The sequence below is a fragment of the Oceanobacillus longus genome, from assembly GCF_042650085.1.
GTDB lineage: Bacteria > Bacillota > Bacilli > Bacillales > Amphibacillaceae > Oceanobacillus > Oceanobacillus longus.
Genome location: NZ_JBHSAO010000007.1, coordinates 101,785 through 124,596, shown reverse-complemented (window position 1 = coordinate 124,596; position 22,812 = coordinate 101,785). Strand labels below are relative to the sequence as shown.

The window sequence follows — 22,812 nt, the reverse complement described above, 5'->3', positions numbered from 1 at the left end:
TAGGAGCTTGTCTTTACTGTGTGCCAAGCGTTATCGTTGTAGTACTTTTTTCACCATTCCGGTAATACGTAATTTCTACATCATCACCGATATTCTTTTCTTGGTACAATATTTTTCTAAGATCAATCATATTCATTACTTTCTCTCCGTCCAGTTCGGTAATAACATCCAATCGCTCTATACCAGCTGTATCAGCCGGAGACAAAGGTTCAATATTCCAGACATAGACGCCACCTTCTACTTCTGAAGGTAGATTTAATGTACTTCTCCACTCCGTGTGTGGAACTTCATCCAGTGAATAAATCTCGACACCTAAATACGGACGTATGACCTCTCCTGTTGCCTCCAGTTCTTCAATGATTGGGATAGCGGAATCAATTGGGATTGCAAACCCTATTCCTTCTACTGCTTCCTGATTGATTTTCATGGAATTGATACCAACCAGCTGGCCGTATATATTAATGAGTGCACCACCACTATTACCTGGGTTAATTGCTGCATCCGTCTGTATAACTTCTGCCTGCCAATCAGAACGTCCATCCTGATTAAAATCCTGTGGGATCGTCCTTTCTGTACCACTGATAACTCCCTGGGTTACCGTACTTGAAAGGTAAAGTCCAAGTGGATTACCAATCGCAATTGCAGGTTCACCTACTTTAATATTAGCTGAGGAGCCAACTTCGATAATCTTGTCTACTTGAGACCCATCCATCCGCAATACTGCCAAATCTGAAAACAAATCACTTCCCACAATTTCTGCTTCGATATGGGTATCATTGGATAAGACCACCTCTACCGTGTCTGCTCCTACTATTACGTGGTGGTTGGTTACAACAAATGCAGTTCCATTTTCATTTTTATAAATAACACCTGAACCTGTACCCGCTTCCACACCATCCTGTTGTTCCCAAAAGTCGTTTCGCTGCTGAATATTTGTAATCCCGACAACTGATGGTGTTACTTCTTCAATGATCTCCGTTAGCTGTGTTGTAACATCAACTTCTAACACTTGATTCATAGACCCATCATCATTCGTATTGGCCTCTTCCTCCGTACCGTTATCGTCTAAAGAAGCTGTATCCCGGTCCGTACGAAATAATTCCGGCATAACAATGAATACCAACAAGCCACCTATTACAATTCCCATGATTAAAGGTATCAACCATCTTCCTCTTCGCTTATGTGGCCTCCTGTAGTTCTGATCATAGTATCCCATGTTTTAGATCTCCTTGCTATATGATATATCATAGTATTACCTTAAACTGAAAAATATTAAACAGCAATACATTATCCGACTTCATATAAAGCAGTAGGAATTTTTGGATCGGTATCATGCAACTCAATATCGATGCCTCTTTCTTGTAGAACATTCTTAACAGACATCCGCGCAAGATCCTTCATATTATTATCAAGGCTTAAATGCGCAAGGTAAATTCTTTTCGTACGATTGCTTATAATATCTGTCAATGCAAGCCCACAATCCTCATTAGATACATGACCTGAATCACCCAGTATTCTGCGCTTTACACTCCATGGGTAACGCCCCATACGGAGCATTCCCACATCGTGATTCGCTTCGAAGATATAAGCATCTGCATCTTCTACCGTTTTTTTTATTCGCTCTGAGACATAACCAAGATCTGTTACGAGGGCTATTTTCTTCCCCTCATGGCGAAATGTATAGAACATTGGCTCAGCAGCATCATGGGAAACACCGAAGGATTCTATTTCCATGTCCTTAAATGTCTTCATCTCTTCCATCCCAAAATGGAATTTCTGATCCACCGAGAGTTTCCCTAATGACTTCTCCATCGCTTTCCATGTCTTTTCATTGGCATAGATTGGGAGATTATATTTCCTTGCAATAATGCCTAATCCTTTAATATGGTCACTATGCTCATGGGTTACTAAAATCCCTGATAATGTGGACGGATCTACATTAACCTCACTAAATAAATAATCCATTTGTTTTCCACTTAGCCCGGCATCCACCAGGATTTTCTGTTCATTTGATTCAATATAAAAGGCATTTCCTGTACTTCCTGATGCCAAAACACTAAAACGTAATGTCATTCTGGTTCACTCCGATTTTCTCTATCAAGCTTTTGATTAAAAACTGCTAACGTTGGTGCCTTCATGTCATTTTCATCTGGTAAAAGTTTAATTTTTTCAATATAATTTTCCATTGTTGTTTGTATGAAGATTGAATCATCCTCGGAATAAACAAGCCCTTCGATAGCGTTCACGAAGTAATAATTTTCCTCATCGATCGTAATCTTCCAAGTTGGCGCAAACACTTGAGATTCAATACGAGAGAGGAATCCCAACGATATATCCGTTACTTCTTCATCTTGCGTAAGTGATCCACGGTCATAAAGTGACCCTATTGCCTGTAATTGCGTGATACTTTCTTCGGTGTTTCCTTGTTGTTCTGCATCCCCAAGCATCGTTTGGGTGTAATGCGTAATCTCATTCTTGTCATTTAAATAAAATAGCAGTAATGCATTCTGATTAAAATAAATGGGTTTGTTATCTTTCTCCTGGAAAAATACAATAACATTTGATTCTTCATCCCAGGCCCAATACGTAAATTGATCCGGATATAACAAATAAGGTGCAACAAGGTTCGTTATATTACTATTGGTTGGATTTGCTGGTAACGTTATTGGTTTTTGAAATTGGGATAGTATAAAATTATCCTCAACCAACGTTGCCTCCAAACCATCCAGATTATTTAATTCATCCATTTCTTCATCGGTAAATGTCTTTTCACTTACATTTATATAATTGGCTTCGGTCACGTCTTGGTTTAATTCAGGAATTTTAATATTCTCTGATTCAAATTGTTCTTCATAACTACCGGATTCTTCATCAGCCAAGAAACCTATATCTGCAGAATCTCTTTGTTTGTCAATGAATTGTGTTAATAAATAGATATTTAATACAAGAAAACTGAGAATGAATAATGTTTTTATATGACCCCATTGCATCCTCAATCTCCTCCTTTTTGAACCGTTTCGTTAAATACAGGCGCCTGCCAATTTCCTTTATAATTTATATACCAAGCAGGTTCCAATTCTATCGCATTTTTTTCAATACTAAGTCTTAACCGATAACCAAGCTTTATATCCTCAATCATTGCTCTATCATAATCTGGATGATTTAATAAATTAGCAATAAAATTTTCAGCTGGTACCAAGTCGAAAGTGGATTGCTGAAAGGATCTATCTATCAGAAAGAGTGGACGACGATATTCCTCCAATTGCTGACTGTTCCATTTTTGTTCAATTACAGACAAGTCCGGATATCCATTATTAAATGTTGGGTATCCTTTATAATGCAACCGATACTTCACCAGGTTTTGATAGATATTCAATTCGGTTAACTGAAAATCACCTGTCCAGCCTCCATGATCATTAATATTTGCAATGCTTCTTTCCAAGAGACTATCTACAGTAAGGGGTGGGTCTGTATTCTCAGTAAAAGGGTTAACATATTCCATCCCCAGATTATTATCACTAATTCGCATTTGTCGGCTGTCCGTAAAGTAAGTCAATCCACTTTGTGGTGTAGTTGATTGCATCACTACAGATGGGTTTGGAAATAGGATATCCCGCATATCAGAAGGACTGATTCCCGTAAACCGCATTGTTTCTTTACTTAATTCAATTTCACCTGATGGAATGTAAATATCCTTTTCACCTGTATCCATCACAGTATATTCACGGAACATATCTGTTTCCAAATTAGTCATGAGAGACCACATCTGTTCATAATCATTTGGATTATTTACCGTTGCAGTCGCTTTTTCATTACCATTCGTTGAAACAAATTCAATACCCATTGATGCCGTATCTGTAAAGGTGATGTATAACCTTTCAAATGACCATTCTGGGAATAAAATATCGTCATCTTTAAAAGACATCATACTGCCGAATAATCCCATTGGAATAGCATCCGGAAATATTACTTCCACTTCATAGTTATCTGGATTTCTCTCATCCGCAACCCGAGTTGTAAAATCAGCAAAGGTCCAGGATTGCATATCCACATACATTTCCTCTCGATTTTGTGTGCTTGAAAAACCATAGAAACTTTCATTTGATTTAAATATAATCTCACTTGGTTGAATTAGACTTCTCCGAGTCTCTTCTTTTGTACCACCCAATTCAACCTCTTCAAACGACTCTTCACGTAGCGTTCCTACATCAGGCTGATAATTCCACATCCCAAATGTAAGAATTAAACTGGTACCTATAAGGATAATTAATACAAAGGATTTTGCTGTTTCCAATTTCATCTGATATCCCTCCGCTTCTTACTCATCAGCGGTAGAGTAAAGAGAATCGTTGTTCCTTTACCTTCTTTACTTTTAGCCCATATTTTCCCATGATGTGCTTCCACTAATTCTTTCGTAATCGCAAGTCCTAATCCTGTACCACCAAGTTTTCTTGTTCTTGCTTTATCAGCTCTGTAAAATCGTTCAAAGATTTTTTCCAGTTTATCATAAGCAATTCCCATCCCTTGGTCCTCGATGCTTACGAGTAAGTAATGTCGCTTTATATCCAGCTTCATGCGAATTTCTCCGCCATCCGGGGAGTACTTTATGGCATTCGAAATAATATTATCCAAAACCTGTGTCATCTTATCTTTATCCATCCAGACAAGAGATTTTCCTTTTGGAATTTCTCTGATTAAGGTTATTTGTTCAGGTGTATTCATTTCGAATCGATCAATCACCTGGTGGAAATAACCTACAAAATCCGTACGTTCCTTGTGCAATGGTAATTCATCGGAATCCATTTTGGAAAGTTGGAGCAAATCATTAACCATGCGAATCATTCTGTCCGTTTCATTCTGTGCAACATGAAGGAATCTTGGCGCGATTTCCTTGTCTTCCCAAGCCCCATCCGTCAATGCTTCAATATAGCTTTTCATCGTTGTTAATGGTGTACGCAATTCATGCGAAACATTGGACACGAAATCACGACGTTCCTGTTCTACTTTTTCCTGTTCTGTAACATCACTAATAACAGTTATAAATCCAGTTATTTCATCCTCATCATCTGAAACCGTAGAAAAATTAGCTCGCACTAAGAAAGGGGAATCATCACTGAAGTCAATAATCATGGAACCACTATCCTGGAGTTCCGTTAAATCAATTATTTTCCCTTCCAACTGAAGTACATCAAGTAAGAAGTCCCCAATTACTTCTTCTGGGTTTTCTCCAATCAATCTTCCTGCTGCTTCATTCATTAATGTTATGGAGCCAGAATTATCGGTTGCGATAACCCCATCAGACATATTTGACAACACCGAGCTGAGCTTTCTCCGCTCCTCCTCGATGGTAGCATAGGAATGCTTAAGCCGGCTGTTCAAATCATTAAATGTCTCCGCTAATTGACCTATCTCATCTTTCCCATACACATTAACTTTTTGAGTAAAATCTCCATTTGCCATTATTCGGGCTTGTTCTCTCATCTCCATGATTGGCTTTGTAATGGTTCGTGCTACAAGTATTCCAATAATTGCCGATATACTAATTGCCAAAATTGATCCTTGCAAAAATATACGGTTAATATCTTCTACCTGATCATAAACCTCTTCCAATGAGGATTGGAAATAGATAACTCCAACTGCAATACCTTCTGCGTCAATTAAAGGTTCTACATGAACATAGACATGACTTTCTGCTTCAGGGTCCCAAAGCTCCTTTTTTTGTGGCAAATCAAAGAACAACGCTTGTTGTACCAATGTTTGTGTTACTTTTCTTCCAAGTTGTTCCTGTTGGTTAAGTTTATTCGTTCCGATAATACGACTTTGATTACTAATAACATTCACGGTCGTTGCTATATTATCTGTATTGATATCTTGCACAATTTGTTGAATTTCGTCCTCTAAAGTTGGCCCGTCATCCTCTTCACTACGTTCCCTGTCAAAAGCCTGCTCTAAGTTATAGCTTAACAGCTCCACACGCTCATGAATCGAATCTTTAAAATTGTTAAGGAGATTATCCTCTAATTTTTGTGTGAAGAAAGATCCGATAACTTGAACGGCAAGAAGTAATAAAAGGATATAGATGATAATAAACTTTAATTGAATGGAACGGAAAAAACCAACTTTATTCATAACAACTACTCCTGCTCAGGATTACGTAAATAATATCCAACACCCCGTCTTGTGACAATCCACATCGGGTTACTTGGGCTCTCTTCAATTTTTTCACGAAGTCTGCGAACTGTCACATCAACAGTACGTACATCTCCAAAATAATCATAGCCCCAAACGGTTTCGAGTAAATGCTCCCTCGTCATAACTTGTCCGATATGACGTGCTAAATAATGCAGTAATTCAAATTCGCGGTGTGTCAATTCAATCTGTTCACCTTTTCTTGAAACGACATATGCATCTGGATGGACCGTTAAATCGCCAATAACAATATCCTTCGTTGTTTTAACTGTATCCTCAGGAACCTGTTGTCTACGTAAATTAGCTTTCACACGGGCAATTAATTCACGATTGCTGAAAGGTTTTGTCACATAGTCATCTGAACCTAACTCCAGCCCAAGCACTTTATCAATCTCTGAATCTTTTGCTGTAAGCATAATGACAGGCATTGTTTGTGTCTTTCTTACTTCCCGAAGGACTTCATTTCCATCCTTACCTGGCAGCATTATATCTAATAGTATTAAATCAGGCCTTTCACTATCTGCAAGTTCAATCGCTGTGTCGCCATCATTTGCAATAATTACCTGATATCCTTCTTTTTCTAAATTAAATTTTAATATATCTGCAATTGGCTGTTCATCATCTACTACTAATATTTTTTGACTCATTTTAGCCACATCCTTTTCATCCATTACTACCCTCTATTCTACCGCAAATCAGCTCATCTGTCTTGTGGTGCCTGTCACTCCCCGAATTTTGTCGAACACCAAGGAATTGTAAAAGGCCGACTTCAACGAGTCAGCCTTCTGCTTATTTGCTTACATATTCGGTAGGGTTTTGTAGTGCTCCATTTTTATAGACTTCAAAGTGAAGGTGGATTCCTGTTGAATTTCCCGTTGAACCCATTACACCGATCTTGCTTCCCTTTTCTACAACTTGACCAACTTTAACATCAATCGAAGAAAGATGAGCATAGATAGTTTTCATTCCATTATTATGATTCATAACAACTTTATTCCCATATCCACCACTGTTAAATCCAGCAGATTCAATTACACCGTTATCAGCGGCAAGAATATTGCGGTTTGATGGACGGGCAATATCAATTCCCTTATGTGTTTTACCCCAGCGTTCGCCTGTATGACTGGAAATATATCCGCCAACAGCTGGCCAAACCATATCACCTGTACCTGTAGGTGATAGTATCTTTGTTCCTCTGATAATTACTTCTTTGACTGGATCCTTTGTTACTGTTTCATCCAATGTCTGTTTATCAGTCTGTTTTCCATTTGTTTTTTCGATCGAATAAAGAACTTCTTTTATACCATCTTTTCCTTCCTGCTTCACCTTCTCTTCACCCTTGTACATTTCATCAGATTCGATTACTTCTGTTTCATAACCAACTGTATCTTCAACTAACTTTTCTTCCGTTATAATAACATCGACAAACGGTTCATATTCCATTACATGTATTTTTTGATCTGGCTTTAAGATGGAATCTGCAGATAAGGAAGGATTTATTTCTAGTAATTTATTTATGGTTAAATCATATTCATTGGCAATTTCACCTAGTACTTCACCTTCTTGTACCGTATGGACTTGTTCTTCAAGTGTTCCTTTTTCCAACATGGTAATACCTTGCTCAACATTTAAAATCTCATCGGGCAATACTTTTTGAGTGGATAATGAAACTTCGTCTGATAAAGTAACATCTGTTACCACGCTTTCCCCAACAGAGAGCTCCATATTTTCCTTTTTCAATAAACCTCTAATTGTTACTTCATCTGTATCATTTTCAAGCTTTATATCTGTAAAAAGCTCCGCATCCACATATTCCTTCATATAGTCCTCTAAAACATGATAGGCTGCATCATTATTGCTGAAATATCCAACTGTCTGATCAGCAATTTTAAGTTCTACAGCATTCGCTTTTAAAGATAGCTCTTCATTTAGTCTATTTTGTACCTTATTGTTATTAAAAGAGGGGTTAAACACCTTCTCTGGAATATAAGACACATCTTCTCCTACTGTTAAGGATAAATTTTCAAATTTTTGTTCGCCTTCGGTAATCTTCGTATCAATAACACGCTGAGCCACTTCTTTTTTATCCACTTTTCCAACATGTTCTCCGTCCACATACACATGATAAACCGTTCCAAGGGCGTCATCAGCATAAGCGGTTGTTATGGTAAACCCAAGTCCCAAACATGCAGTTAAAGCCAATTTCCCTAATAGATTACTTTTCTTCTTTATAAGTCTCTCTGTTTTTCTCTTAAACATTCTCGTATTTCCTCCGAAATTCTTTGATACGATGTATATCAATATGAATTTTCTCTTTTTATAGATTTTAAGTACTATAATAATCTATCATAGGTAAAAAGGATTAAAAAGAGAATGTCGAATAATGTAAAGAAACTGTATAAATACTCCCATTATTTTACATATTTTGCTTGAAAACAAAAAAGGCTGCCTTAGTAGACAACCTTACATACGAACTGATTATTGACTGTATACACTGCGTACATTATTTGTTTGCGCACGGTCTGGACCCACAGAGAAAATCGATAAAGGAATTCCCGTTAATTGTGACACTCTCTCTAAATAGTGGCGAGCATTGGATGGTAATTCATCAAGGCTTTTAACACCTGTAATATCCTCTGTCCAACCGGGCATTTCTTCATAAACAGGCTCACACTCAGCTAATACCTTTAAGCTGGCAGGAAACTCCTTCATGATTTCTCCTTTGTAACGATATGCGATACAAATTTTTAGGTTTTCGATACCAGTTAAAACATCAATGGAATTTAATGATAAATCCGTAATTCCACTCACGCGACGCGCATGACGTACAACGACACTATCAAACCAGCCAACACGACGTGCTCTTCCGGTTGTTGTTCCATATTCACGACCTACTTCACGAATTTGATTACCGATTTCATCATGTAATTCTGTTGGGAAAGGGCCATCACCTACACGTGTTGTATAAGCTTTGGATACTCCAACAACATGATTGATTTTTGTCGGGCCTACACCTGAACCAATCGTTACACCACCGGCAATCGGGTTGGAAGAAGTAACAAACGGATAGGTACCTTGGTCAATATCAAGCATAACACCTTGCGCGCCTTCAAAAAGAACACGTCGTCCCGCGTCAAGTGCATCATTTAATACAACCGAAGTGTCTGTCACATATTGCGCCATTTGCTGACCATATTCATAATACTCTTCCAAGATATCTTCTACTTTCAATGGATCCACTTCATATACTTTTTCAAACAAACGATTTTTCTCATTCAAATTCTGTTCAAGCTTTTCACGGAAAGCTTCTTTATCCATTAGATCGGCAATACGGATACCCATGCGCGCTGCTTTATCCATATAAGCAGGACCAATACCTTTTTTCGTTGTACCAATTTTATTAATGCCTTTTTCTTCTTCTTGAAGAATATCTAGCTGTAAATGATATGGCAAAATAACATGTGCACGATTACTGATGCGAAGGTTATCTGTCGAAACATTGCGCTCATGTAAATAGGCAACTTCTTCAACAAAAGCTTTCGGATCAATTACCATTCCATTTCCTAAAACACATAGCTTCTCTTTAAAGAAAATACCGGATGGGATTAAATGCAATTTATAAGTCACATTATCAAATTTAATTGTGTGACCTGCATTGTTTCCACCTTGATATCTTGCAACTACTTCTGCGTTTTGCGATAGAAAGTCAGTAATCTTCCCTTTTCCTTCATCGCCCCATTGTGTTCCTACAACTACTACTGAGGACATAGCGCACCTCCAATAAATTTATGTGAATAATATGCTTTTATTATAACCAATTGTAAGTTTATCAATAATAAACGGGAGAGTCAATTTAGAATACGAACATTAAGGGAATTTTAAATGGTATTGTACGGTAAAACAGCAATAACAACAGTAAGCAACCACAGTACCACTTTTTAAAAACAGCCAATTAAAAAAACAGACTGCATAAGTACACAGTCTGTTTTTATCACTTAATTATTCAATTCCTTCTGTCCATTCAGCTACTCTATCGGAATTTTCTTCCACCCATGTTGCTGCAGCTTCCTCTACATCTGCTCCTTGATTGATATCAAACATGATAGATTCAAGGTCTGCAGGTGTCCAGTTAAAGTTATCCAAAACTTGGTACGCTTCTGGCATATCTTCTTCCAATCCTTCGCGAACCATCGTATTGATCGTTTCAGCTTCACCAAATGTACCTTCTGGATCCTCTAGATATTTCAAGTCATATGCTTGGAATTTCCAGTGTGGAGACCAACCAGTAACAATGATTTCTTCTTCGTTTTCATATGCCTCACCTAATGCTGTTGCCATGGCACCACTTGAAGAAGTTTGTACTTCCCAGCCTTCAAGGTTCTCATAATCTTCTAGTGCTTGTTCGGAAGCTGCAACCACACCTGCTCCTGGCTCAATACCAGTAACGGTTTGATTAGCTTGTCCTTCTAAATCAGCAATGGAGTCAACATCCATATAGCTTGGAACAACTAAGCCAATAGCTGCACCTTCTAAGTTTGGACCTAAATCAACGACTTGATCCCCGTATTCTTCAAACTGTGCAGCGTGAGTTCCTGGTAACCAAGCCGCAACCATACCATCTGCCTCACTATTTGCAACTGCTTCCCACATAACAGCATTGTCAAGTCCTGTTAATTTAACATCAAAACCTAAGTCTTCTAAAACCTTACCAATGACATTTGTGGATGCAACCTCTGTATCCCACTCCACATAAGCCAATTCAATTTCCTGACCTTCCACGGATGAAGATTGTTCTGTCTCTTCGTTTGTATCTGTTGATCCAGTATCTGTTTCTTCTTCTTCTGCAGCTCCACAACCTGCTGCAAACAATGCTAATGAAAGTCCGGATACTAATCCTAGACGTTTCCAGTTAAATTTCAACATAAAATACCGACTCCCTTTTCTTAAATTTTTTTATATGGAAACTTTTCAAATGAAAAGATCGCCAACAATTAATTAAGCTTCCTTGCGATTTATATTCTGTGTAATTCGATCGATTATAATCGCTAGAATAACAATTCCTATTCCTGCGACAAAGCCTGGTCCTACGCTTGCACGTTGTAAGGAAGATAGAACCTCTTTACCTAGACCTGGCGCTCCAATCATCGATGCGATAACAACCATGGATAATGCAAGCATTACCGTCTGGTTAATCCCGGCCATAATCGTAGCTTTCGCCATTGGCAGCTCTACTTTAAATAGTTTCTGTGCACCTGTACTACCAAATGCATCAGCAGCCTCAACCAAATCATTCGATACTTGTCTGATTCCTAAATTAGTAAAACGTACCGTTGGGGGTGTTGCAAAAATTAGTGATGCAAAAACACCTGGTACCATCCCAATTCCAAAAAATGCAACAGCAGGGATTAAATAAACAAATGCCGGCATCGTTTGCATAAAATCTAATATTGGTGTGAAAATTGCATTTGCAACTTTACTTTTCGACATTAATATTCCAATAGGCACCCCGATAAGGATAGATAATAAACTAGCAAGCAGTACGAGGGTGACTGTATTCATCAAGTCTTCCCAATGACCTTGATTATAAATTAGCCACAGCCCCACAATAGAAAATGCTGCAAGTCCAAACTTCTTACCAGTGACAAAAAATGCAATAAGTGCAACAAGGATAATAAAAATAATAGGTGGGATGTTCATTAATACACCCTCAGCAACAAATTCCATAAGATTCCCAAAGTGCTCCTTGATTGGATCAAATAGAAATGCAAACGTATCTTTTAACCAATCTGTCACAGTCTCTGTTGCTTCTGATATAGGTATTACTGGAACAAAATCCAACATGTTATTAAGCATTTTCCAAATTCACCTCGCCATCCCCAGCTAAAGCGGCAATTACAGCTCCACGAACGATAATCCCTTTTAGTTTGTTATCTTCAACGACTGCAACAGGTGTTTGTGAGTCGTGAATAATGGTAAAAATATCATGCATCGTTGTGTCTGGATTTACTTTAGGGATATCCGTTCGTAAAATTTCCTGTAAATTACTACTTTCTTTCTTACGTGCAGCTAAAGCATCCTCTGCTGTAACATAGCCTTTTAGATCACGTTTACCATCAATTACCAAGATACTTGATATTCCCTCTTCGCGCATACGTTCAAGAGCAACACGTGGGCCATGTTTTTCTATATTTACTGTCTCTGGTCGTTTCATAATATGATGTGCCGTTAGTATCTTGGATCTGTCTACATCCTCCACAAATTTTTCCACATAATCATTTGCTGGATGCACTAAAATTTCTTCAGGTGTTCCAATCTGAACGACAACACCGTCTTTCATCAAGGCAATATGATCACCTAAGCGCAGCGCCTCATCCAAGTCATGAGTAATAAAGATAATAGTCTTCTTCATAGAAGATTGTAAATCAATCAGCTCGTCCTGCATTTCTTTACGAATCAGTGGATCCAATGCAGAGAATGCTTCATCCATTAATAGTACTTTCGGGTCGTTGGCTAATGCGCGGGCTAAGCCAACACGCTGTTGCATCCCACCAGATAATTGTCCTGGCTTCTGGTGCTTATAGTCACCTAATCCAACCAAATTCAAAGCCTCTTCAGCCTTTTTCTTGCGTTCTTCTTTTGGTACGTTTTGGATTTCCAAACCATACTCTGCATTTTCTAGAATAGTTCGATGTGGAAATAGAGCAAATTGCTGAAAAACCATACTCATCTTTTCTCTACGTGCTTTTCGCAACGATTTTTTATCCATCTTCGCCAAGTCTACCCCATCAATTAAAATACTACCTTCTGTTGGTTCAATAAGGCGATTCAATAACCGTACTAAAGTGGACTTCCCACTACCGGACAGCCCCATGATGACAAAGATTTCTCCTTCTTCCACCGTAAAACTGGCACGGTTCACACCTACTGTATTACCAGTTTCCTTCAAAATTTCTTCTTTAGATAATCCTTTATCCATCAATTTTAATGTCTGTTTTGAATTTTTACCAAAAATTTTTGATAAATTCTTTGTTTCAATTATTGGCACATCTTTCACCTCTTATAGTTCATTTTTACCTCTTTTGACGAAATATGTAAAATGGTCGTATAGTCGCACTACCATTATATCATCTTGTAAACATGGGAAAAAAATGAATCTAATTTTGATTCATTTAGGATAAATTGTTCATTCCGCACGGCTTTTCATCAACTTATTTAGTTTAAACTTAATGAATACTTATCACAAACCTTAAAAATAGCTGTTTTCGCAAGTAATTACCGGCAAATTTGCTTGTATCCTTAGTAAATCGAAATAACATACATTTCCTCAACATTCCTTCAAAATACGAAATAATTATTGAAAAAAGGGTGTTTTCTAATAAAACGGGACTCCGCATTGCTTATTCTACCGAAAAGAATTGTTGCTAGTGTCACAAAATCTATAAACTACGAAGTAACTGCTGGTTGGTTTGGTTTCTATAAATAAGCGCTTTTCCCGCCGTCCGGAATCGCTCTGGGCGGATGCTTTCCGCGGGCACGGCCTCCGCTCACCCGGACTGGTGAAGCTGTAGGATGTTATTTTATCTATTAGCAAGTGAAGTCATTGTCAGCAACCTTAAATAGCTCTGGGAAATACACGGAGACTACTGCGGGAGGAAAGGCATAGGTGAGACTCTGAAATGCGTCAGCATGAAGGGGCTCACCAGCCGCCTTAGGATGCGCGCAGTGTATTTCCCAGAGGGTCGCCGAAGTTACCTACCCTAGTTCGCGGTTTAACTCATCTCTGCGATACTTAAAAAGCAATTCTTATTGGCAGGACGAGTAACAGAAGTCTAAAATATTAGTAAATGGGCCAAAAATAAAAAGCAGCCCTTGGCTGCTTTTTATTTGATTCTACGCCTGCATCATCGCAGGAGGAACATCTCCCTCTTGATAACGATGATCCAAATCAACGAATTTATTATATTCTTTCACAAATGCAAGCTCAACTGTACCAGTTGGTCCGTTACGTTGCTTGGCGATAATAATCTCGATAATATTCTGTTTTTCTGTTTCCTTATCATAGTAATCATCACGATATAGAAATCCAACAATATCTGCATCTTGCTCAATACTTCCAGATTCACGAATATCTGACATCATCGGTCGCTTATCCTGACGTGATTCCACACCACGAGAAAGCTGCGATAATGCAATCAGCGGGACTTTTAGCTCTCTTGCCAGTGCTTTTAATGCTCGGGAAATTTCTGATACTTCCTGCTGACGGTTTTCGCGTGAACTTTCACTCCCCTGTATAAGCTGCAAGTAATCAATTAAAATCATACCTAGCCCATGCTCCTGTTTTAGACGACGGCACTTGGACCGAATTTCACTAACACGAATTCCGGGAGAATCATCAATATATATCCCTGCATTGGATAATGAGCCCATTGCCATGGTCAGTTTCCCCCAGTCATCTGCTTGTAGTTGTCCATTACGAAGCCGTTGTGCATCTATATTTCCTTCTGCACAAAGCATACGTTGAACAAGCTGCTCTGCACCCATTTCAAGACTGAAGATGGCAACATTTTGTTCCGTTTTCACTGCTACGTTTTGGGCAACATTTAAGGCAAATGCTGTTTTACCCACTGATGGACGTGCAGCAATAATGATTAAATCATTTGGCTGGAAACCTGACGTGATTCGATCTAAATCATGAAAACCGGTTGGAATCCCTGTAACATCACCACTTTGTTGATGAAGCTCCTCAATATTGTCATAAACATCAATTAATACGTCTTTTATATTCTTAAAAGATCCCGAATTTTTCCTACCTGATACTTCGAGAATATTCTTTTCTGCATCATTCAGTACATCTTCAACTTCATCTTCCTTTTCAAAGGTGGAAGTAACAATGTCTGTTGCAGTCCGGATCAATCGTCTGAGTATCGCCTTTTCCTCAACTATTTTGCTATAGTACTCAATGTTTGCAGCGGTTGGAACACTCTCAGCTACCTGCGATAGATAGGTTACACCGCCCGCTTCTTCTAACTGTTTCTTATTATTTAAAAAAGTAGTAACTGTAACAACATCAATTGGCTCACCTTTATCTGTTAAACTCATCATTGCAGCAAAGATTCTTTGATGACTTGCACGATAAAAATCTTCAGGTACGAGTAATTCAGATGCTGTCGAGAAGGCTTGCGGCTCTAAAAATATTGCTCCAATTACCGATTGTTCCGCTTCAATATTATGTGGCGGTGTACGATCATTCCACGTTTGACTCATCATTCTCTCCCCCTTTTTCCAAGAGGTAAATTATTTCCTCTTTATTTTTACCAAATTATACAAGTCAACTGTCCATAAAGAAGAAATCGGCTTAATCGCCGATTTCAGTAATGTACTATTTTTTAATCCTTTACTGTTCACTTACATGTACTTTTACAGAACCAGAAACTTCAAGGTGTAGTTTCACTGGTACAGTTGTATAGCCTAATGCTCGAATTGGCTGATCGAGTTCAATTTTACGTTTATCAATCTTATACCCGTGTTGTTTATTTAGCGCATCGGCAATTTGTTTACTTGTAATGGAACCGAACAAGCGACCACTTTCTCCTGATTTTGCTTTCAGTTCTATCGTTAATTCTGCTAAAGTATCTTTAAGATTCATAGCTTCTTCTTTTTCCTGTTGCTCCATTTGACTGCTTTTGCGCTTTTGAGCTTCCAATGCTTTCAAACTTCCTGCAGTTGCTTCCTCTGCAAGTTTATTTTTTAACAGATAGTTACGTGCATATCCGTCGGGTACGTTTTTTACCTCACCTTTTTTTGCTTTGCCTTTTACATCTTTAAGAAAAATTACTTTCATTCCGTTTCTCTCCCTTCATAATACTCATTCAGAATATCTACTAGAAATGCTTCTGAATCATTAATCGTTGTATCCTCTATTTGAGTAGCGGCATTTGTTAAGTGGCCACCACCATTCATTTTCTCCATGATAACCTGTACGTTTACATCACCAAGCGATCTGGCACTAATACCAATTCTTCCATCACTTCTTTCAGAAATGACAAATGATGCTATTATTCCCGTCATCGTAAGCAGCGTATCCGCAGTTTGGGCAATCAATACGGGGCTATATGCTGTGCCTGATTCAGCTTTTGCGATTGCTATATGATCTCGGTAAATTTTAGCACGTTCAATTATTTTACTTCGCTTAATATAAAGTTCCAAGTCTTCCTTCATAAATTGCTGCACCAAGACTGTATCAGCCCCCTTGGAACGTAAATAAGAAGCAGCATCAAAAGTTCTGGATCCTGTTCGTAATGTAAAACCTTTTGTATCCACAATTATGCCTGCCAGTAAAGCAGTCGCTTCAAGCATTTTCAGCTTGGTTCCTTTGGGCTGGTATTCCAATAGCTCTGTTACCAGTTCCGCAGTGGAAGAAGCATATGGCTCCATATAAACCAATGTAGGATTATCGATAAATTCCTCACCTCTGCGGTGATGGTCAATAACAACTTTATATTCCGACTTATTAAGCAGGCTTTCAACAGCTACCATAGATGGTTTATGCGTATCGACTATGACTAGTAAACTTTTGCTTGTTATCATTTCCTCTGCTTCGTCAGGTTCAACAAAATAGCTCCATAATTCTTCATTCGCTTTAATTGCATCAACTAAACGGTATACACCTGTATCCAAATCATCTGGATCAAAAACAATATGCCCATTAATATTATTGATTTTCGCAATATTTAACACACCTATCGCCGCACCAAGAGAATCCATATCTGGTGACTTGTGTCCCATGACAATGACATTATCACTCGCTTTTATCAATTCTTTTAATGCATGGGATATCACACGTGCTCTGACACGTGTTCGTTTTTCCATTGGATTTGTTTTTCCTCCGTAAAAACGCACTTTGCCCTGATCCTCTTTAATTGCAACCTGGTCACCACCGCGCCCTAACGCCAAATCAAGACTGGATTGTGCGAGTTCTCCTAGCTCAGGCAAACTGATATTCCCAACCCCAACACCAATACTTAAGGTCACTGGATTATTCTCTGCACCAATCATCTCTCGCACTTCATCTAAAATATCGAATTTAACCTTTTCCAGCTGTTGGAGAATTTCTTTCGTTCCAACCGCCAAAAATCTTTCTTGTGATGTACGTTTTAAATACAACCCATAATGGCTGGACCAATTATTCAATACAGTGGTCACTTGAGAGTTCAATTGACTTTTCACAGTATCATCCATGTTTTGGGTGATTTCTTCATAATTATCCAAGAAAATAATTGCCAATATCGTTTGTTCATTATGATAAAGCTGCTGCAATTCTTGCTGATCCGTTCGGTCCATTAAATAAAGTAATCGTTCGTCTCTCCTGATAACTGTCTGAAACTTATAATCATTCAGTTCAAACCAAACACTGTCCTTATTCTCTTTAATCATTGGGATAAGATTTTCAGATAGTTTGTTAAGGGAATCACCAACAAGCGAGTCATGATTATTATCACTGAATTTATTCATATATGGATTAGCCCATTCAATATTAAAATCTTCATTATAAAGAATAATTCCAAATGGCATCTCCAATAATGCTTCTTCCCCAACTTTCTTAATCCGGTGGGAAATCGTGGAAATATACTGTTCTGCTTCATGAAGAAGTGCTCTTTCTGTCCTAATACTATAATAAAAGGAAGCAGCCAAAACAACAGTCATAATGAGACCCAATATCCATTGAAAGTACCATGTTACACCAAGTAAAATAAGGGATAATAAATAAATTACCCACAAATGACTACTCAGAGTAGGTTTCTTTTGTAAGTCTGGCATCACGATCAGCTCCTATATCTCAAATCACCTATCTATTTATTTCCGTTTTTCAGGCGATCCCTTAGCCTAAAGCCTATATCAATTATACCTAAGATTCGAACGAAATAAAGCAAAAATGTTGGGAAAAGTATTGTAAGAACAATACTAAAAATCGGTATAAATTTTGACATCTTCTTATGATGGGCATAAAAGAATATAAATGAGAATCCTTGCAATGTCATTAATAGACCGGTAAGTACGATAACATTCTGTACCGCCATAAAGTATATACCAGAAGGATCAAGATTAAAGAATGAAAGAAGTAAAGCAAAGAAATAAACCCATATTATTGATGTTGGGAATCTTAAATTGCGAAATGGTGGAAAACGAAGCTGTTTCCTTTCAATCCTGTTAATAAACTTATAACTAATCCATTGAGAAAGAAATGCAAGCAATATAGCAGATAAAGCTACACCTACTGGCAGCAGGTCAATTAGAACTTGTACTTGCAACTCCAACAGTTCCCCTATTGCTTCTGTTTGTTCTGCGGCACCGAATTGTTCCATCAAGGACGCACTCATTTCCAATGAGTCAGTTACAATTAACTCAAATTCCTCGACCAAGTTAACCGAAAATAGGACTTGGCTGAATACAAAAACGAACAATAGACCAATAACAAAACCCAATGTTCCTCTGGCCCATGTTTCATATGGAGATAATCCTTTATAAATAGCACTACCTATTGTGAGGCCTCCCAATCCCATTAATACTGCTAGCGGTAAAGAAAAGAATGTTGTAAAAAGTGTTGTTAACAACATGGCTACAGCAAACATTAACAAGGATGGCTTAAAGCCATATCTGGAAGCAAAAAACACAAATGGAATTGGTAGAAAGAACATGCTAATTATCGATATTACAGGAACAAAAATGGTAATAAACAATAGCACCATAAATATAGCCAACATTAATGCTCCGTCTGTCATTTTTCTAGATTGATTCATTCATTGCACCTCTATGCTAGTAAAAATATATTGATTGATACGTATTATAATATGATAACATGATTTTTATAGAAAGGCTTGTCGGATAATGTAGAAATTCTTATTTCCCGGGCAATAAGAATTCAAGCCTAGCGCACACTAAATGGAATGTTTGGTTTCTTATCTGACAATATTTGTCACAATTTGAAAAATGTGATCTATTTCCCACAATGAGAGACGCATTCCTCTTTATTTTGCATTATAATGTAAGTAATTACATATATATAAGGATGAAAATCATGAATTACCTACAAGTTTTTCTTAACAGTATTAAATTACCAAAGAAAGAAGCTATGTTCCGATTGAATCGAGTCGGAATGGATGTTGCAATCATTTATATGTTCATTCTTTTGGCTATAGTCTGCATTCCTGAATTTATTGAAAGGTTAAATGCTACTACCGGATTTGGATCAGAACTTAACTTTATCTTTAAATTCATCTATTTTTTTATGTTTTATTATCTTCCATTGACCATTATTGCTATAATCAGTCTCTCTCTTGTTGCTTATATTGGAAGAGGGATCGCTTATTTAATGCAACGTAAATTACGGTTTCCCATCCTTTGGAAAATGAGCGCATTCTCAACCACGATTCCATTCTTACTCTTTACTATTATCGCATTCATTATTGGTGTAAACGATACATATCTCTTATTTGCTTTTATATATACGATTGGATTATTAATAAAAATGATATCGATTTATCCAAAAAGAAGAATGTAAAACTTACGTTGGCTGTTTAGGTAGGAAGGTAAATCGACAAAATACTAATTATTATTTTATGTGAAGGCTGTTTTCTAACAGCCTTCACATACTCGTCCCATCGAAAAGAATTGTTGTTATTTCATAAAATCTATAAACTCCGAAGTAACTGCTGGTTGATGTAGAAGCTTCGGCGACCGCTATGGGAAATACACTTCGCTTTTCGCGGGCGGCTGGTGAGCCTCTTCATGCTGGCGCATTTCGAGTCTCACCTATGCCTTTCCTCCCGCAGAAGTCTACGTGTATTTCCCATAGCTGGAAGGTTGCTGACAATGACTTCACTTGTTAATAGATAAAATAACATCCTACAGCTTCACCAGTCCGGCATCGCTGTGGGCGGTGACTCCTGCGGGAATAGCACGTGTCCGAAGACCAGAAGATTGGTTTTTTCTTCGGGGCTGAGGCCGTGCCCGCGGAAAGCATCCGCCCGCAGCGATCCCGGACGGCAGCAATAGCATACATCTTAGAATACCACCCAGAAGTTATTACGTCGCTTTGTGGATAGGATCTAATAAAGGTAGAGGTTACTTCGTAGTTTATCTCAACTCTGCGAATTAAAAAGCAACTAACATTACGAAAATAATCTAAATGAAAAAACCTCAAAATCTAATCAAGATTTTGAGGTTTTAATTATATTACTCAGAAACATATGGTAGTAATGCCATTGTACGAGCACGTTTAATAGCAATTGTAAGTTTGCGTTGGTATTTTGCAGATGTTCCAGTTACACGACGTGGAAGAATTTTTCCGCGTTCTGAAACGAAACGTCTTAGCAAATCTACATCTTTGTAATCGATATGTGTAATTCCGTTTGCAGTGAAATAACACACTTTACGACGCTTTGCGCGTCCGCGACGAGCTGCCATTGATACCCCTCCTTTTAGATTCTAGAATGGTAAATCATCGTCTGATATATCGATAGGCTCTCCATTATTTTTAAATGGATCGTCTTGATTCTGATTTTGATTCTGACTCTGATTTTGCTGATATTGATTTTGGTTCTGACTCGTTTTATTTTGAAATTGGTTCTGATTTCTGTTTTGCTGGGATCCTGATGAGTCCTGTCCTCCCTGAGAAGAGGAACCTTTTGACTCTAAAAATTGTACACTGTCAGCAACTATTTCAGTTACGAATACAGTTTTACCATCTTGTCCTTCAAATGTACGTGTCTGAACACGGCCATCCACACCGATCAAACTACCTTTTTTCATATAATTTGCAAGGTTTTCAGCCGGTCTACGCCAAACAACACAGTTAATGAAGTCGGCTTCACGGTTTCCTTGTTGATTAGAAAAGGGTCTATTCACTGCAATAGTAAAGTTAGCCACGGCAACGCCATTAGGTGTATAACGTAAATCAGGATCCTTCGTTAACCTGCCTACCAATACGACACGATTTAACATCAGAACCACTCCTTATTATTGTTCATCTCGAATTACAATATGACGAATAATATCATCAGAGAACTTAGCTAGGCGATCAAATTCGTTTACTGCTTCATCACCACTGCTGAAGCTTATAATAATATAATATCCATCACGATAGTCATTGATTTCATAAGCAAGACGTTTCTTGCCTTTTTCATCTACTTTTGCGATCTCCGCCCCATTATCTGTTAGGATCTTGTTAAAACGCTCAACTAAAGCTGTTTGAGCTTCTTCTTCAATGTCTGGGCGGACGATATACATAATTTCGTATTTTCTCATCCGTTACACCTCCTTTTGGTCTTAGCGGCCCCTATCTGTCACAAACATTATCTGTTCATTTAAGGTAGGAGCAAGGAATAATCATAATCTAATTACTCACAATGATGAATTATACCAAATTTTACTCCGTTTGACAAGTACTCGAGAGATCCAAATTATACGTTATGGTAATTTTTACTGTTTTAACCCACACCTAGCTACCGTGTTTAAATAGCTTTCTATACATTAAATCGGAAATGAATGACGTCTCCATCCTTAACAATATATTCTTTACCTTCCAGTCGAACTTTCCCTTTTTCCCGTGCATGTCCCATAGATTCTGCTTCCACAAGATCATTATAGGAAACTGTTTCTGCCCGGATAAAGCCTTTTTCAAAATCAGTATGGATAATTCCTGCTGCTTGTGGAGCTTTAATCCCTTTACGGAATGTCCACGCACGCACTTCCTGAACACCTGCTGTAAAGTAGGTTGCCAGACCCAATAGACTATATGAAGCTTTAATCAACTTATCAAGCCCTGATTCTGTGATACCTAAATCTTCCAGGAACATCTCTTTCTCCTCTGAATCCAGTTCAGATATTTCCTCTTCAATCTTTGCACAAATAACAATTACTTCTGCATTTTCCTTTGCAGCAAACTCTTTAACCTTTTGTACATTTTCATTTGAATCAGGATCAGTAATTTCTTCTTCACTTACATTTGCTACATATAACGTCGGCTTGCTTGTTAACAAATGGAGACCTTTTACAATCTTCTGCTGATCTTCGGTAAATTCCATAGCCCTTACTGGTTTTTCATTTTCTAAACCGTCTTTTATTTTCACGAGTACATCGTGTTCAGCTACTGCATCTTTATCTTTTTGTCTTGCAAGCTTTTCAACACGGTGAAAACGTTTATTGACGGTTTCCAAATCTGCCAAAATCAACTCCAAGTTAATAATTTCAATATCATCAATTGGGTCAACCTTGCCCGATACATGGGTAATGTTCTCATCCACAAAACATCGGACTACCTGACAAATCGCATCCACCTGGCGAATATGTGATAGAAATTGGTTTCCTAAACCCTCCCCTTTGCTCGCACCTTTTACGATACCGGCGATATCAGTGAATTCAAAAGCTGTTGGTACCGTTTTTTTTGGTTTTACTAATTCAGTTAATTTATTTAAGCGTTCGTCAGGTACTTCTACAATTCCCACATTTGGATCGATCGTTGCAAATGGGTAATTTGCTGCTTCTGCTCCAGCTTGGGTAATTGCGTTAAATAGTGTAGATTTCCCCACATTAGGAAGTCCGACGATTCCTGCTGTTAATGCCATT

The 22,812-nt window shown here is 38.0% G+C and carries 20 protein-coding genes; 1 reads left to right on the top strand and 19 read right to left on the bottom strand.

Features of this window, described 5'->3' with window-relative positions; translation table 11 throughout:
* Positions 1-13: 13 nt before the first annotated feature.
* The 15 genes from ACFOUV_RS10470 to ACFOUV_RS10400 form a co-directional block, all read right to left on the bottom strand.
* Positions 14-1,216, bottom strand: a complete 1,203-nt coding sequence (locus ACFOUV_RS10470; RefSeq protein ID WP_379496713.1) for a S1C family serine protease — start codon at positions 1,214-1,216, stop codon at positions 14-16.
* Positions 1,217-1,287: 71 nt separating this feature from the next.
* A complete protein-coding gene (locus ACFOUV_RS10465) occupies positions 1,288-2,073 on the bottom strand; it encodes an MBL fold metallo-hydrolase (protein ID WP_379496712.1) in 786 nt (261 codons plus the stop codon).
* Positions 2,070-2,990 (bottom strand): two-component system regulatory protein YycI, encoded by a 921-nt coding sequence (locus tag ACFOUV_RS10460; protein ID WP_379496711.1) that lies wholly within the window; start codon positions 2,988-2,990, stop codon positions 2,070-2,072. Before ACFOUV_RS10460 ends, ACFOUV_RS10465 begins: the two co-directional genes overlap by 4 nt.
* A gap of 2 nt (positions 2,991-2,992) precedes the next feature.
* The gene (locus tag ACFOUV_RS10455; protein ID WP_379496710.1) at positions 2,993-4,300 is read right to left on the bottom strand and encodes a YycH family regulatory protein; all 1,308 of its coding nucleotides are present in this window, start codon (positions 4,298-4,300) and stop codon (positions 2,993-2,995) included.
* Positions 4,297-6,129 (bottom strand): cell wall metabolism sensor histidine kinase WalK, encoded by a 1,833-nt coding sequence (gene walK / locus ACFOUV_RS10450; protein WP_379496709.1) that lies wholly within the window; start codon positions 6,127-6,129, stop codon positions 4,297-4,299. The genes ACFOUV_RS10455 and walK overlap by 4 nt, the downstream gene beginning before the upstream one ends.
* 5 nt (positions 6,130-6,134) lie before the next feature.
* A complete protein-coding gene (yycF, locus tag ACFOUV_RS10445; protein ID WP_379496708.1) occupies positions 6,135-6,836 on the bottom strand; it encodes a response regulator YycF in 702 nt (233 codons plus the stop codon).
* Positions 6,837-6,978: 142 nt separating this feature from the next.
* Positions 6,979-8,448: a peptidoglycan DD-metalloendopeptidase family protein gene (locus ACFOUV_RS10440; protein ID WP_379496707.1), complete on the bottom strand. Its 1,470-nt coding sequence runs from the start codon at positions 8,446-8,448 to the stop codon at positions 6,979-6,981.
* Between the two features lie 219 nt (positions 8,449-8,667).
* Entirely contained in the window at positions 8,668-9,957 is a 1,290-nt protein-coding gene (locus tag ACFOUV_RS10435) for an adenylosuccinate synthase (RefSeq protein ID WP_379496706.1), read from the bottom strand.
* 231 nt (positions 9,958-10,188) lie between these two features.
* Positions 10,189-11,112 (bottom strand): glycine betaine ABC transporter substrate-binding protein, encoded by a 924-nt coding sequence (locus tag ACFOUV_RS10430; protein ID WP_379496705.1) that lies wholly within the window; start codon positions 11,110-11,112, stop codon positions 10,189-10,191.
* Between the two features lie 72 nt (positions 11,113-11,184).
* Entirely contained in the window at positions 11,185-12,042 is an 858-nt protein-coding gene (locus tag ACFOUV_RS10425; protein ID WP_379496704.1) for an ABC transporter permease, read from the bottom strand.
* The gene (locus ACFOUV_RS10420) at positions 12,035-13,234 is read right to left on the bottom strand and encodes a quaternary amine ABC transporter ATP-binding protein (protein WP_379496703.1); all 1,200 of its coding nucleotides are present in this window, start codon (positions 13,232-13,234) and stop codon (positions 12,035-12,037) included. The genes ACFOUV_RS10425 and ACFOUV_RS10420 overlap by 8 nt, the downstream gene beginning before the upstream one ends.
* 845 nt (positions 13,235-14,079) lie before the next feature.
* Positions 14,080-15,453, bottom strand: coding sequence for a replicative DNA helicase (gene dnaB, locus ACFOUV_RS10415; RefSeq protein ID WP_379496747.1), 1,374 nt, complete (start codon positions 15,451-15,453; stop codon positions 14,080-14,082).
* A gap of 130 nt (positions 15,454-15,583) precedes the next feature.
* On the bottom strand, positions 15,584-16,030 hold the full coding sequence (gene rplI, locus ACFOUV_RS10410; protein ID WP_379496702.1) for a 50S ribosomal protein L9: 447 nt from the start codon (positions 16,028-16,030) through the stop codon (positions 15,584-15,586).
* Positions 16,027-18,006, bottom strand: a complete 1,980-nt coding sequence (locus ACFOUV_RS10405; protein WP_379496701.1) for a DHH family phosphoesterase — start codon at positions 18,004-18,006, stop codon at positions 16,027-16,029. The genes rplI and ACFOUV_RS10405 overlap by 4 nt, the downstream gene beginning before the upstream one ends.
* A 32-nt stretch (positions 18,007-18,038) precedes the next feature.
* Positions 18,039-18,986, bottom strand: a complete 948-nt coding sequence (locus tag ACFOUV_RS10400) for a YybS family protein (protein ID WP_379496700.1) — start codon at positions 18,984-18,986, stop codon at positions 18,039-18,041.
* A gap of 278 nt (positions 18,987-19,264) precedes the next feature.
* On the opposite strand from ACFOUV_RS10400, the gene ACFOUV_RS10395 reads away from it, so the two are divergent.
* Entirely contained in the window at positions 19,265-19,747 is a 483-nt protein-coding gene (locus ACFOUV_RS10395) for a DUF1189 family protein (protein ID WP_379496699.1), read from the top strand.
* A 674-nt stretch (positions 19,748-20,421) separates the two neighbouring features.
* Here the strand turns inward: ACFOUV_RS10395 and rpsR are convergent.
* From rpsR to ychF, 4 genes are all read right to left on the bottom strand, one after another.
* Positions 20,422-20,652: a 30S ribosomal protein S18 gene (rpsR, locus tag ACFOUV_RS10390; protein WP_010648883.1), complete on the bottom strand. Its 231-nt coding sequence runs from the start codon at positions 20,650-20,652 to the stop codon at positions 20,422-20,424.
* Between the two features lie 21 nt (positions 20,653-20,673).
* Positions 20,674-21,189: a single-stranded DNA-binding protein gene (gene ssb / locus ACFOUV_RS10385; RefSeq protein ID WP_379496698.1), complete on the bottom strand. Its 516-nt coding sequence runs from the start codon at positions 21,187-21,189 to the stop codon at positions 20,674-20,676.
* A gap of 15 nt (positions 21,190-21,204) precedes the next feature.
* Positions 21,205-21,492 (bottom strand): 30S ribosomal protein S6, encoded by a 288-nt coding sequence (rpsF, locus tag ACFOUV_RS10380; RefSeq protein WP_379496697.1) that lies wholly within the window; start codon positions 21,490-21,492, stop codon positions 21,205-21,207.
* A gap of 218 nt (positions 21,493-21,710) precedes the next feature.
* On the bottom strand, positions 21,711-22,811 hold the full coding sequence (ychF, locus tag ACFOUV_RS10375; protein WP_379496696.1) for a redox-regulated ATPase YchF: 1,101 nt from the start codon (positions 22,809-22,811) through the stop codon (positions 21,711-21,713).
* Position 22,812 lies beyond the last annotated feature (1 nt).

Coding starts and splice junctions, on each gene's coding strand:
- ACFOUV_RS10470 (WP_379496713.1), bottom strand. CDS start 1,216: ATGGGATACTATGATCAGAACTACAGGAGGCCACATAAGCGAAGAGGA.
- ACFOUV_RS10465 (WP_379496712.1), bottom strand. CDS start 2,073: ATGACATTACGTTTTAGTGTTTTGGCATCAGGAAGTACAGGAAATGCC.
- ACFOUV_RS10460 (WP_379496711.1), bottom strand. CDS start 2,990: ATGCAATGGGGTCATATAAAAACATTATTCATTCTCAGTTTTCTTGTA.
- ACFOUV_RS10455 (WP_379496710.1), bottom strand. CDS start 4,300: ATGAAATTGGAAACAGCAAAATCCTTTGTATTAATTATCCTTATAGGT.
- walK (WP_379496709.1), bottom strand. CDS start 6,129: ATGAATAAAGTTGGTTTTTTCCGTTCCATTCAATTAAAGTTTATTATC.
- yycF (WP_379496708.1), bottom strand. CDS start 6,836: ATGAGTCAAAAAATATTAGTAGTAGATGATGAACAGCCAATTGCAGAT.
- ACFOUV_RS10440 (WP_379496707.1), bottom strand. CDS start 8,448: ATGTTTAAGAGAAAAACAGAGAGACTTATAAAGAAGAAAAGTAATCTA.
- ACFOUV_RS10435 (WP_379496706.1), bottom strand. CDS start 9,957: ATGTCCTCAGTAGTAGTTGTAGGAACACAATGGGGCGATGAAGGAAAA.
- ACFOUV_RS10430 (WP_379496705.1), bottom strand. CDS start 11,112: ATGTTGAAATTTAACTGGAAACGTCTAGGATTAGTATCCGGACTTTCA.
- ACFOUV_RS10425 (WP_379496704.1), bottom strand. CDS start 12,042: ATGCTTAATAACATGTTGGATTTTGTTCCAGTAATACCTATATCAGAA.
- dnaB (WP_379496747.1), bottom strand. CDS start 15,453: ATGAGTCAAACGTGGAATGATCGTACACCGCCACATAATATTGAAGCG.
- rplI (WP_379496702.1), bottom strand. CDS start 16,030: ATGAAAGTAATTTTTCTTAAAGATGTAAAAGGCAAAGCAAAAAAAGGT.
- ACFOUV_RS10405 (WP_379496701.1), bottom strand. CDS start 18,006: ATGCCAGACTTACAAAAGAAACCTACTCTGAGTAGTCATTTGTGGGTA.
- ACFOUV_RS10400 (WP_379496700.1), bottom strand. CDS start 18,986: ATGAATCAATCTAGAAAAATGACAGACGGAGCATTAATGTTGGCTATA.
- ACFOUV_RS10395 (WP_379496699.1), top strand. CDS start 19,265: ATGAATTACCTACAAGTTTTTCTTAACAGTATTAAATTACCAAAGAAA.
- rpsR (WP_010648883.1), bottom strand. CDS start 20,652: ATGGCAGCTCGTCGCGGACGCGCAAAGCGTCGTAAAGTGTGTTATTTC.
- ssb (WP_379496698.1), bottom strand. CDS start 21,189: ATGTTAAATCGTGTCGTATTGGTAGGCAGGTTAACGAAGGATCCTGAT.
- rpsF (WP_379496697.1), bottom strand. CDS start 21,492: ATGAGAAAATACGAAATTATGTATATCGTCCGCCCAGACATTGAAGAA.
- ychF (WP_379496696.1), bottom strand. CDS start 22,811: ATGGCATTAACAGCAGGAATCGTCGGACTTCCTAATGTGGGGAAATCT.